Consider the following 12,115-nt stretch of genomic DNA (forward strand, 5'->3'; position numbering starts at 1 on the left):
GGCCATGCGATCATCCCCCCATGAAGATCTATCTTGTCGGCGGCGCCGTACGCGACCGCCTGCTGCAGCGCCCTGCCGGCGACCGCGACTGGGTGGTGGTTGGCGCCACGCCCGCGCAGATGGAAGCGCAGGGCTACACCGCCGTCGGCCGCGATTTCCCGGTATTCCTGCACCCGAAGAGCGGTGAGGAATACGCACTGGCGCGCACCGAGCGCAAATCCGGCCGAGGCTATCGCGGCTTCGTGGTTGATGCTGATCCGGCCGTGACGCTGGAAGAAGACCTGCAGCGTCGCGACTTCACCATCAATGCGATTGCCTGCGACGAAGACAGCGGTGCGCTGGTCGATCCCTATGGCGGCGTGCGCGATATCGAGCAACGCGTGCTGCGTCATGTCGGTCCGGCCTTTGTCGAGGATCCGCTGCGCGTGCTGCGCGCGGCACGCTTCATGGCACGCTTCGCGTCACTGGGCTTCACCGTCGCCGAAGAGACCATGGCACTGATGCGCGAGGTCGCCGCCAGTGGCGAACTGGACGCGCTGGTGCCGGAACGCGTCTGGCAGGAACTGCGCAAGGCGCTGGTCAGTGAACGGCCCTCCGCCTTCCTACGCACGCTGCACGATGCGCAGGCACTGGGCCCGATCCTGCCCGAGCTGGAAGCGCTGTATGGCGTGCCGCAGCGTGCCGAATTCCACCCGGAAGTCGACACCGGCATCCACCAGGAAATGGTCAGCGACATGGCCGCGAAACTGGCACCGGGTGATGACCTGGTCGGCTTCGCTGCCCTCACCCACGATCTCGGCAAGGGCCTGACACCGCCGGAGGAATGGCCGCGCCACATCATGCACGAACAGCGTGGCATCAAGCCGCTGAAGGCATTGTGCGCGCGGTTGAAGATTCCCACCGAGCACCAGCAGCTGGCTGAAGCGGTGTGCCGCGAGCACTTGAACGTGCACCGCATCGATGAACTGCGCGATGCCACCGTGCTGGAACTGCTGGGCCGCTGTGATGCGCTGCGCCGGCCGGAACGCGTGGCCCGCATCGCACTGTGCTGCGAGGCCGACAAGCGCGGCCGGCTCGGCTTCGAGGACGCCGACTACCCACAGGGCGAAACGCTCAAGCGCCTGCACCAGGCGGCGCTGTCAGTGCAGGCGCGGGATCTGGATAACACGCATCTGAAGGGCCCGGCCATCGGCGAAGCGCTGGCCAAGGCGCGGGTGAAAGCCATCGCCGCCGCCCGCTGAAGCACCGGGTAGTGCCGGTCGCTGGCCGGCACCTTCACATCTCCCGTCTATCGACGGCGCTTGCGCGAAAAATGGTCGACAGCATGAGCACCCAACAAGATGGGTTGCATCAAGAGGAACAGCCATCCACCCAACCGGAGCGTCTCCACCGGATTGAACCGGGTGATGAACGCAGCTGCCAGTGCCAAACCCGCAAGAAGGCCGATTTCATGGACCCATAGCGATCGGTTGGAACGCTTGCCCACGATGCTCCTCTCCATTGAACAGGACGCGCTTGCAAGCCATCGCCGCCGTCCGGCACAACGGGTAGTGCCGGCCGCTGGCCGGCAACCAGACAATCACTGGATTCAGTGCGCCATCCCACGGGTGATCGCCGCCGCACGCTGCTTCAGCTGGGCCACGGCATCGGGAATCATCTCCATGCCCACGTCCAGGCCCGGGTTCAGCACCAGGCCGACGCCGTCGCCGATACCGGCCAGCAGCGCGTGCACCGCGATCGGCATGGCATGCGCGAACTGCGGCAGCTGCTCGTGCCACAGGCCGGCGCGCTCGGGGGCGGTGAACACCGCGAACATCGGCTCGCCGCTCTCGCTGGTCAGCACCAGCGGCGAGATGCTTTCGTCCCAGGCGCCATCCTCACCAATGGCCTTGTCCAGCAGCACGAACGCCGTCGAAGTCAGCAGGCCGTCGAGGAACTGCGCTGCGGTCAGCGTGCTGTCCTGGGCCTGCAGCAGGCGCACCTCGAGGTCGTTGAGGGGTTCGAACGGGGTGTCGTGGTCCATGGTCGGTTCCGGTACGTGGTTGCAGGGCAGACTTTAACAGGCCCGGTCCTCAACCGAGGAATCCGTGCCGCCACAGCCAGCCCAACGCCGCCAGGCCGGCCACCCCCACCAGCATCAACGGCAGGCCGAAGCGGTGCCGCCACGGGATCGGCACCCCGCCCAGCTGCTGGTCCATGGTCTCGGTATCGAGCACCCAGCCGTGCTCGCACCGGGTGCAGGCCAGTTCCTAGCGGCGCTGGTAGGTGAACCCGAACAGCAGGTCGATGCGCGCCATCTTGTAGCACAGCTGCGGCGCGAACTCGGTTTCCGTCTGGCAGCGCAGGCAGTGGTGCGCTTCGGTGGGGCCGACGATCAGCACCCGTTCCTGTTGGCCGATCAGGATCATGGCTCAGTGGCCCTTGCAGGCGGGCTGGGCCAGCAACCAGGCTTGGGCGGCGGCCAAAGTGGCGGCATCACCCTCGATGCGCTGGTCGGGCTCGATCTTCAACCCATCACCACGATCATTGCGGTCGCGCATCACGGTGGTGGTCAACAACAGGCGGCTGCCATCGGCCAGTGTGCGCACGTTGTTGCCAGTCGAGACCCCTGCCGTCGGCTGGCCGAAGCTGCGCGTCTGCGCGCGGCCACGCCACGCCAGCGCCGAGGCCTCGCCCGAACTGCCGGTACGCGATCCGAACAGCACCGCCACCGGCGCGCCAGGCTGCCGCAGCACATACCCGGACTGGCCGAAGTCCAGCACCGACTTGCCTGCACGCTGCACGGCGGTCGCGGTCAACGTCCAGCGCTCCGGCCCCTGTGCGGTTTCGAACGACCCCACATCTTCGTTGTTCACCACCGAGGTGCGCAGCAGCGGTGCCATGCCCAGCAGCATCGGCCACATGTTGCCACCGCTGTTGTCACGCAGGTCGACGATCCAGCCACAGCGCATGCCGTCGTCCTTGCTGTGGATGACCTGCTGCCACCGCGCGGCGCGCTGGATGTTTTGGCGGAACGCTTCCTGTAGCGTCGCGCCGGGCGTGGAGGCATATCCCTCGATGACCAGCCAGCCGATGCGCGCATCCACCGCGTCGGCGGCCTTGGCCCTTTCCACGGCGACGGCGCCGACCTGCTGCGCGCGCGCAAGGGATTCGCTCTGGCGCTGGGTCGTCGTCCATACGCCATGATTGCCCGTGCTGAGCGCAATGGCTTCGCGCAGCAACGCCAGCCGCTTCACGGGGTCTCCCTGCACCGATTGCAGTCGTGTGCGGGTGGCGGGCCAGTCCACCCGGTCGCGATACAGCGCCTGTCGTTCAAGCAGGTTGAGGATCTCGGCCTCCGCCTCCGGCGAGGGCACTTCGATTGCCTTGGGCGTATCGGCCATGGCGTTGGCAGCCACCAGCGCGATCACCAGCGTACCAATACGACGCACTCCCTTGCGAACCTGCATGTGACGTTTCCTTGTCGTTGAGTCAGGCGCGCAGCATAGCCCGCAGCTGATGGCTTCCGCCATGCGCGAACTGTCGTATCTGGCCCCGCCGCGGGTTGCAGCAAGACAGCCTGCACGCGATCAGAAAATTGCAACTTTGCCCATGTCATCGCCATGTAGAACGCGAGAAGGTTGCTTCCGTCGGCGCCTCCTGCGCTGGCCGGGATTGGCGTCCTGAATCAAACATCAAAGAGAACGGGTTGCCGTCGTTGCGGCAATCACGACAATGCACCGGCTCGCCCATGGCGGGCGGTGCGTGGGGATCCTCGTGATCCGTCGGCTTTTTTCTCTTTGATTTTGACCGGCACGCCAACCCGCACCGCCCGCCACCTTGCATGCCGCAGGTGGCCTTGCTCCGTGAGGTTGCCGCCATGAACACACCCTTCCCCACCTATCCACGCCTGCAGGCACTGCTCGGCGCCGCGTTGCCCGGCCTGCAGCTCTCCAATGCCGTAGCCGAGGCATTGGAAGATGCGCTCACCGAAGTCCACGAACAGGCGCCGCCATCCGCATTCTTCGCGCGGTTGCGCGCCATCACGCACAGCCACGCTGCCGATGGTCAGCCGTGGCGCGAGCGGCAACTCAGCGAGGCGCGCGGTCGGGACCTGGCCGAGGCGACGCGCTGCCTTGCCGCATTGTCCGCCTGCGGCGGCGTGTTGCTGGCCGCACAGTCGGCGCGTGAGATGGAGGATGCGTCCGTGCAGTGTCCGCCGCAGGTGGAGGAAGGCCTGCTGCATGCAGTGATGGTGTTGGCCGATCACGCGGGGGCGCTGGTGGAACCCGATACACACGCTGCTGTGTTGTAGAGCCGAGCCCATGCTCGGCTTTGTGGGATTGGACCGAAGCAGCCGAGCATGGCTCGGCTCTACAGGGTCATGGCAGCGGAGAGATTCGTGCCGACCAAGGTCGGCACCTACCAGAGCAAGGTCATGGCGTCGGTGGGAGTTGTGCCAACCGAGGTCGGCCCCCACCAGAGCGGGCCATGACATCCGTACCGCGCGCTACCAGTCCGCGCGCAGGCCGATGTTGCCTTCGATGATGCGGCGCTTCTCGTTGCGGTCGCCACCCAGCTCGCGCGTGTAGTCGGCCACGGCATAGGCGCTGATGGTGCGGTTGAAACGCCCGACCACACCCACGCCGGCTTCCAGCGCGCGCGAGCGCTGCGAATTGACGATCACGTCGTCGTCGAAGCGGATCCGGTCCTCGCCGGAACGGCCATGCCAGTAATTGAGCTTGAAATACGGCTGCCAGCCGTTGTCAGCCAGCTGGTAATCGCCGGCAAGACGCAGGCCGATGCGGCCGGTCCAGGCGTTGTCGTTGTCGAAGCGCACGCTCGATACCTCATCGCGGCGGTCGTCCAGCGAGGTGCGCTGCCAGATCACCTGTACCTGTGGCTCCAACCACCACGCCGACTGCCCGAAATGCAGCAGCGGCTTGCCGGCCTCCACCGACACGCTGGTGCCATCGCCCTTGATCCCGAAGCCAAGCCCGCGCGAGGAACGCACGCGGCCGTCGTAACGGCTCTGCATCGCCACGGCGTCGATGTAGCCACCGCTGCTGTCGGTGAAGGTCCAGTACAGGCCCACGTGCTTGTCGTCCAGGCGGTTCTGGCCTACCTGTACGTTCTCCCAGCCCAGTGCCAGGCCGGTGGTCTTGCCCTGCGCGCGGGTGCGGCCAACGAATACGCCGATCTGGTTGCGGTGGTTGTCAGACGCCGCAGCCCACACGTCGAGGCCGGCCTGCAGGCCCATCACATCGCCATCGAAGCCCGGCTGCGCATCGCCCTTCCAGTGGATCTCGCTGCTCTGGCCCACCAAGCGGCCCCAGGCGGTACGGAATGTGCCCTGGTTGTACAGCAGGCGCTGCTCGCCCTGGCGCTCGTGGAAGGTACCCAGGCTGGCCAGCGAAGTCTCACGCAGCAGCGGCGGCACCACGGCATAGGTCGCAGTCTCCACGCGGTACAGCGGTACCACTGCGCCCTCGGCGGGGCGTGCGCCCGGCGTCGGCGGCGTACCGGTTCCGGGCAGCGCACCACCGGCCACCGGCACGTCCGGCACGGCCGGATCGCTGGGCGGCGCCACCGGCGCCGGTTCCGGTGGCGGGGGCGGCGGGGCCGTCTCGCCGGCGGTCAGGTCTGGATCGGTGGCGCCTTCGAGCGGCGGCGGCGGTGCCGGGGTGATCGGCGGCGGTGGTGCCACCGGCGGCGTCAATGGTGGCGGTGTGGCAGTACCGCCGCCATTGGGTGCCGGCGTCGGCCCGCTGACCAGCGTGGAGCGCAGGTACCAGTTCTCGCCGGTACCGGCACTGACGCCGCCCTTGAACAGGAAATACTCGTAGGCACCGGCCGCGACCGGTGCGAACAGCGAGAACGCGCCCAGCGCGGTGCGGCCACCATTCAAGGCCTGCACCACCAGGATGCCGTCGGCCAGCGTGGCGGCGCCGCTGCCGCCGGCATTGAGGATGCCGATGCCGGTTGTGCCGGTCGCGGCGCCGCCATCGATCACCAGACGGTCGCTGGTGGAATTGTCCGCGCCCAGCACAGTACGCAGGTACAGGCCACCGCCATCACCGCGATAGTTGCCACGCACGGTGAACACGTCGCCGGCACCGGTACCGGTCAGGTCGATGCGCCCCGCATTGACCATCTCCACCAGTGCGCCACTGTTGAACGGACGGATGGCATGGCCGCCACTGCCCGCATACACGGTACTGGTGTCATCCACGGTGAGCGTGCCGGTGCCGGTTGCGCTGTCGCCCAGCACCAGATCGCCATCGAAGGACAGCTCGGTGCTGTTGGCCAGGCTGATCGTCTCCCAGTTCTGGAAGCGGCCTACACCCGTGGTCTTGACGTTGTTGAAGCTGAGCCTGTCGTTGCCCGCGCCACCGTCGAACAGCGGCACCGCACCGAGATTGCCCTGGTTGAGGTTGCTGAGGTTGGCCACGTCGTCGTCCGGCCCCAGGTCGATCGCGCCGTAGACGATGCCGCCGCCATTCCAGTTGAAGGTGTCATTACCGGTACTGAGCAGTACCTGCCCACGCACGGTGCCATCGGTGATGGTCACGCTGTCATTGCCGCCGCTGACGCTGATGTTGCCGCCGATGTAGGCCGTACCCGAGATGATGATGGTGTCGGTGTCGAAGCCGGTCACCACATTGCCATCCACGGTGCCGCCGGACTGGTCCCACAGGTTCTTGTCCAGCTTCATGTTGACGCGGCCGATGCGGCCAGCGGTCATCCAGGCCTGGTCGCCATCCTCGAACGCGCCGATGATGCGGCCACCGCTCATGCGGAAGGTATCGATGTTGTCGCCCTGCTGCAGCGCGCCGATCGTGCCGCCGCTCATGACGAAATCATCGCGGCCACTGCCCTGCGCCACCAGGCCGGTGACGGTGCCGCCGGTGACGGTCATCTGGTCATCGCCGTTGCCCTGGTCGACGCTGTCGACCGTGCCATTGCCCAGCAGCAGCACGTCGTTGCCATCGCCCTGCAGGACCCCGCCGCTGATGCTGCCGGCCTGCATCTCCAGGCGATCATTGCCGGCACCGAACTGCACCCCGCTGCGCCCGCTGATCGTTCCGCGGTTGACCAGCACGCTGTCGCCCGCACCGACGAACTGCAGGGCGGTGTTGTTGCCGGTGCTGATGCTGCCCGCATTTTCGACACGGCTGCCGCCACCGAGCTGGACCGCCACTCCGCCGACCGAACTGATCGTGCCCAGGTTGGACAACAGGTGCCCACCTGCGCCGACAAGCGAAATCGCGCTGCTGCCACCGCTCTGCTGCAGTTGTGCCGTGTTGGCGACATTGACGGTGATGCCGGCCGCGCCATTGGCGGTAATGGGAACGGCCTGCGGGTTCGGGGCGTTGGCGTCGCAGGTGACCGTCTGGCCTGCAATCGGGGTGGCGTTGTCACAGCCCGCCCAGGCGGCGCCGGCACTCAGCAGCATGACGGACGGGACGGCCAGGGCCTGCAGTACGGAAGCGGTGAGGCGGCGCATACGCGTTGCGCGCGGGACGGCACGGGACATACGGCACTCCTGGAAAAGGGATCAGGAACTGCGGATATGCGGTACTGCGCAGGCAGTCTGCCGTGTGGTGAACTGTTCCGATAGGTGAAATTGCGTGCCAGCTATCACAGTTCAGATGCGAACTTGATCGGGCATCACCTCACCGCTACGTGGCTGAAACTGTTCATCTTTGCGGCTGTCACGCGCCGCGCGGGTAGCATCCACGCATGGTGCGGATCTACTGCCCCTCATGGTGGATCCACCCACGCCATGCGTGGATGAGCGCCATCAGATCTTCAGGTAGATCTTCCGCCGGTCCAGCCACCACGCCACGCCCCACCAAAGCGCGACGAACGCCAGCGCCTGCAGCATCGATGCCAGCTCGAGCGCCTGCGGCATGACGGCGGCCAGCTGCTGCCAGATCCAGCCCCAGGCACCGGTCGCCATCAAGGCCACCGACATCACCGATGCCCCCAGATACGCGGTGATCGCGTTGACGCCGAAGCGACGGCCCAGCGCCGGCCAGCCCTTCTGGTCGACCAGCACATGGCCCAGCCACAGCGCCAGCGCCGCCAGACCGCCGGTCCACAGCACGTAGCTGGGCGTCCACAACTGCTTGTTCAACGGCAGCACCACGGCCAGCAACAGACCCAGCACGGCGGTCACTGTACCCAGCCCTGCCAGCGCCGCAGTACGTCCGCTGCGCAGCAGGCCTCCGGCCAACAGACCGAGCACGGTACTGGCCAGCGCACCCAGCGTGCTCAGCAAGCCTTCCGGGTCGTGGCCCAGCCCGGTATCGGCGTGCCATTGATAGATCCACGGGGCGAACAGCGTGGTATCCAGGCGGCTGGCCGGGTTGGTCCATGGCGCCAGATCACCGATGCCCAGCAGCAGCGCGGTATAGCCCACCAGCAACGTGACCAGCGCACCGGCCTGCACGCGCGGCCGCGCATACACCGCCAGCACACCCACCAGCGCAGCACACACGGCGATCCGTTGCAGCACGCCCCAGATGCGGAAGTGATGGGTATGCAGCGCCCACCAGATCAGCAGGTGCAGCAGCGCACCGGCCAGCAGGATGCGCAGTGCGCGCTCCAGCACGCCGCGCGCCAATGCCGGCCGTGCCGCCGCATCCCGCGCGCGCGGTGCCACGCTGAAGGCCATCGACACGCCGACCAGGAACAGGAAGAACGGGAACACCAGATCGGTCGGCGTGCAGCCATGCCATTCCGAATGACGCAGCGGTGCGAACACCGCACTCCATTCGCCCGGGTTGTTGACCAGCAGCATCGCCGCCACGGTGATGCCGCGCAGGGCATCGATCGAGCCCAGACGGCGTGGCTGCGTACTGCTCATCAGGCGGCCTCGTACTGTCCGGCAATCCAGGTGCCACGCACCTGCAGGGCATCATCCAGCAGCACCAGGTCGGCCTGGTAACCCTCGGCGATATGGCCCAGGCGGTCGTCGACATTGAGGAACTGTGCCGGATAGGTCGAGGCCATCCGCGCCGCTTCGGCCAGCGGCTGGCCGAGCAGCTGCACGGTGTTGCGCACGGCGGTGGCCATGTCCAGCGCCGAACCAGCCAGCGAACCGGCGGCATTGCGCACCACACCATCGATGGCGGTGATGGTTTCGCCATACAGCACGTAGCTGGGATTGTCGGCGCCGACCGGTGGCATCGCGTCGGTCACCAGCAGCAGGCGACCGCGCGGCTTGGCCGCCAGCGCCACGCGCAGGCTGGCCGGGTGCACATGCACGCCATCGACGATGATGCCGATCCAGCTGTCGCGGTCTTCCAACGCAGCGCCTACCGCGCCGGGCTCACGGCCCTGCAGCGGCGACATCGCGTTGTACAGGTGGGTGAAGCCGCGTACGCCGGCATCCAGACCGGCGCGGATCTCCTCGTAGGTGCCTGCAGTGTGGCCAGCGGCAACGATCACGCCACGCTCGACCAGCGCGCGGATGGTTTCCAGCGGCACGCGTTCCGGTGCCAGTGTCAGCAGGGTCACGCCGTTGTCCAGCGACGCGGCCAGCGCGATCTCTCCTTCATCCGGCACGCGGAACTTGCTGGCATCGTGCGTGCCCTTGCGGGCTGGCGCGATGTACGGCCCCTCCAGATGGATACCGATCACGCCCGGCACGCCCTGCGCGATCGCCTCGCGCATTGCGGCGATCGCTTCGCGCATCACGCCCACATCGTCGCTGATCAGCGTTGGCAGCATCGCGGTGGTGCCGAAGCGACGGTGTGCCTGCGCGATGGTACGCAGTGCCGCCACGTCCGGCGTGTTGTTGAACAGCGCACCGCCGCCGCCATTGACCTGCACATCGATGAAGCCGGGCAGCAGCCAGCCGCCGCCCAGGTCCACCTGCTCGGCGGCGTGGCCGAGCTGCGGCGCTGCATCGGGCAGCAGCGCGCTGATACGCCCCTCCTCGATCACCACCGCCAGATCATCGCGGAATTCGTCGCCGGCGAGGATGCGGGCGTTGCGCAGGACCGTTGCCATCACACCGTCTCCGTAACCTTGTTCAGGTGCGGTGGCAGATCCGGGTTGAAGCCACGACGCAGCGCCAGCGCGTTGATCGCGCGGTAGAAACTCTGCACGGTCAGCAGCGGTGCGCACAGCGGGTGCGGCGTAGCGGCCACCGGCAGGTTGCCACCGGCACCGGCCATCCACACCTGCGCGCCACGCGAAGTAAATTCTTCGACCACCGCACGGGTGCCGGCGCCGGTCTCGTCCGGCTGGGCAAAGGCCAGCACCGGGAAACCGCGACCAACCAGCGCCATCGGGCCATGCTTGACCTCGGCCGAGCTGTAGGCCTCGGCGTGCAGGCTGCAGGTTTCCTTGAATTTCAGTGCCGCTTCCTGCGCCGCGCCCAGGCCCAGGCCGCGGCCGAGCACGAACAGGTTGGTCGCCTCGACCAGACCCTCGGTCACCGGCGTCCAGTCGCACTGCCAGGCCTCACGCATCGCATCCGGCAGCAGATCCAGCGCGGCGCGCAGGCTGCTGTCCTGCTTCCAGTACGCGGCCAGCTGCAGCAGTGCGGCCAGCGAGGCCAGGTAGCTCTTGGTCGCCGCCACGCTCTTTTCGGCACCGGCATGCAGCGGAATCACCGTGTCGGCCAGCTGCGCCAGCGGCGAATCCTCGACGTTGACCAGCGCGATCACGCGCGCACCGGCTGCTTTGGCAGCTTCCGCGTTGCGCAGCAGGTCCGGGCTCTTGCCCGACTGCGAAATGACGATGAACAAGGCACCGCGAAGCTGCAGCGGTGCGGCATAGACCGACCCCACCGACGGCGAGGCCGAGGCAACCACCAGGCCCAGCTGGGTCTCCAGCAGGTACTTGCCATAGGTGGCGGCATGGTCGGAGCTGCCACGTGCACAGGTGACCACGAACGGCGGCGGCGCGGCGCGCAGGCTGGCGGCCAGGGTTTCCATGGTGGCGTGGTTGCGCGAGAACTGGCGCGCGACCACGTCGGCCGCTTCAGCGGCCTCGGCGAACATCAGGGTGGACGTGGGGTCTGACAGCGACATGGCAGGCTCAGGCAGGATCGGAAGGAAGGGGGCGTGCGCCGGCTGGGCGCATTGGCGCGGTCGAACCGCGCACCACCAGCTGCGGCACAAAGCCCTGGTTATGCAGCGGTGCCGGCGCATCGTCATAGGCGTCGCTGCGCAGCTGCGCGATCAGCAGGCGCGCGGCATGGCGGGCGATGTCTTCGGTGGCTTGCTTGGCGGTGGTCAGCGGCGGCCACGACTGACGCGAGAACGGGCTGTCCTCGAAACCGGCGATGGACAGGTCGTAGGGCACGTTCATGCCGGCCGACTTCGCTGCTGCCAGTACGCCAGCGGCGATTTCGTCGTTGGAACCGAAGATGGCAGTGGGCGGTTCGCGCAGCGCCAGCAGGCGGCGCGCGCCGCGGAAACCGTCGTCGAAGGTGTAGTCGCCCTGCACCACCAGGTGCTTGTCCACGGTCATGCCGTAGTCCTTCAGCGCGGCTTCGTAACCGGCATAGCGTTCGCCCGAGGAGCGGTGCGAGCTGCCGCCCCAGAGGAAGCCGATGCGCTGGTGGCCCAGCTGGATCAGATGCTCGGTGATCTCGTAGGCGGCCTCGCGGTCGTCCACGAACACGCAGGCACCGTCGGCCGGGTCTTCGGTGGCGGCAATGATGCGCACCAGCTTGATGCCGCGTGCGGTCAGCGCCTGGATCAGGTCGCGGCGCTCGGACATCGGCGCGGTCAGCACCAGCCCGGCCAGGCGCGAACGCTGCACCCAATCGGCCAGTTCATCGGCCAGCAGCGGCGAGCTGGAATCGCAGGGATGGATCTGCAGCCCGAACCCGGTCTCGCGGCAGGCGGCGAGCACGCCGTTCTGCACGCCGATGATGTGGTACGGGTTCGGGTTGTCGTAGACCAGCCCGATCACGAAGGTGGTGCCGCTGCGCAGGTTGCGCGCGGACGGATCGGGTTCGTAGTCGAGCTCGGCGATGGCACGCAGCACCCGCGCGCGGGTGGCCTGCATCACCGAGGGCTCGTTGTTGATCACGCGCGAGACCGTCTTCAGCGAGACCTTGGCCTTCTCCGCAACGTCCTTGATGGTCGCTCTGCGCATGGGTTTTCCCTGG

10 protein-coding genes and 1 pseudogene are annotated in these 12,115 nt (G+C 67.4%); 2 read left to right on the top strand and 9 right to left on the bottom strand.

The features are described 5' to 3' along the window. Positions 1-20: 20 nt before the first annotated feature. Positions 21-1,241 carry a multifunctional CCA addition/repair protein gene (locus tag N5J73_RS19295; RefSeq protein ID WP_049447807.1) on the top strand — a complete coding sequence of 407 codons (1,221 nt, stop codon included), beginning with the start codon at positions 21-23 and terminating at the stop codon, positions 1,239-1,241. A 47-nt stretch (positions 1,242-1,288) separates the two neighbouring features. On the opposite strand, the gene N5J73_RS19300 is transcribed toward N5J73_RS19295, so the two are convergent. From N5J73_RS19300 to N5J73_RS19320, 4 genes and pseudogenes are all read right to left on the bottom strand, one after another. After that, positions 1,289-1,486 carry a hypothetical protein gene (locus tag N5J73_RS19300; RefSeq protein ID WP_129550635.1) on the bottom strand — a complete coding sequence of 66 codons (198 nt, stop codon included), beginning with the start codon at positions 1,484-1,486 and terminating at the stop codon, positions 1,289-1,291. 102 nt (positions 1,487-1,588) lie between these two features. After that, a complete protein-coding gene (locus N5J73_RS19305) occupies positions 1,589-2,023 on the bottom strand; it encodes an SseB family protein (protein WP_049447808.1) in 435 nt (144 codons plus the stop codon). A gap of 49 nt (positions 2,024-2,072) precedes the next feature. Next, positions 2,073-2,408: pseudogene (locus N5J73_RS24230) on the bottom strand (hypothetical protein). Positions 2,409-2,411: 3 nt separating this feature from the next. Further along, on the bottom strand, positions 2,412-3,449 hold the full coding sequence (locus tag N5J73_RS19320) for a S41 family peptidase (protein WP_049447809.1): 1,038 nt from the start codon (positions 3,447-3,449) through the stop codon (positions 2,412-2,414). A gap of 410 nt (positions 3,450-3,859) precedes the next feature. Here N5J73_RS19320 and N5J73_RS19325 point away from each other — a divergent pair, with 410 nt between their 5' ends. After that, the gene (locus N5J73_RS19325; RefSeq protein WP_049447837.1) at positions 3,860-4,294 is read left to right on the top strand and encodes a hypothetical protein; all 435 of its coding nucleotides are present in this window, start codon (positions 3,860-3,862) and stop codon (positions 4,292-4,294) included. Positions 4,295-4,489: 195 nt separating this feature from the next. Here the strand turns inward: N5J73_RS19325 and N5J73_RS19330 are convergent, their stop codons facing one another. From N5J73_RS19330 to N5J73_RS19350, 5 genes are all read right to left on the bottom strand, one after another. Further along, entirely contained in the window at positions 4,490-7,516 is a 3,027-nt protein-coding gene (locus N5J73_RS19330; RefSeq protein ID WP_049447810.1) for an autotransporter outer membrane beta-barrel domain-containing protein, read from the bottom strand. Positions 7,517-7,783: 267 nt separating this feature from the next. Beyond that, positions 7,784-8,851, bottom strand: a complete 1,068-nt coding sequence (locus N5J73_RS19335) for a heparan-alpha-glucosaminide N-acetyltransferase domain-containing protein (RefSeq protein ID WP_049447811.1) — start codon at positions 8,849-8,851, stop codon at positions 7,784-7,786. Beyond that, a complete protein-coding gene (gene nagA / locus N5J73_RS19340; RefSeq protein ID WP_049447812.1) occupies positions 8,851-9,999 on the bottom strand; it encodes an N-acetylglucosamine-6-phosphate deacetylase in 1,149 nt (382 codons plus the stop codon). The genes N5J73_RS19335 and nagA overlap by 1 nt, the downstream gene beginning before the upstream one ends. After that, entirely contained in the window at positions 9,999-11,027 is a 1,029-nt protein-coding gene (locus tag N5J73_RS19345) for an SIS domain-containing protein (protein WP_049447813.1), read from the bottom strand. The genes nagA and N5J73_RS19345 overlap by 1 nt, the downstream gene beginning before the upstream one ends. Positions 11,028-11,034: 7 nt before the next feature. Continuing rightward, positions 11,035-12,102, bottom strand: a complete 1,068-nt coding sequence (locus N5J73_RS19350; protein WP_005411045.1) for a LacI family DNA-binding transcriptional regulator — start codon at positions 12,100-12,102, stop codon at positions 11,035-11,037. Between the last annotated feature and the right edge of the window lie 13 nt (positions 12,103-12,115).

The sequence above is a fragment of the Stenotrophomonas sp. GD03654 genome, from assembly GCF_029845105.1.
Lineage (GTDB): Bacteria > Pseudomonadota > Gammaproteobacteria > Xanthomonadales > Xanthomonadaceae > Stenotrophomonas > Stenotrophomonas africana.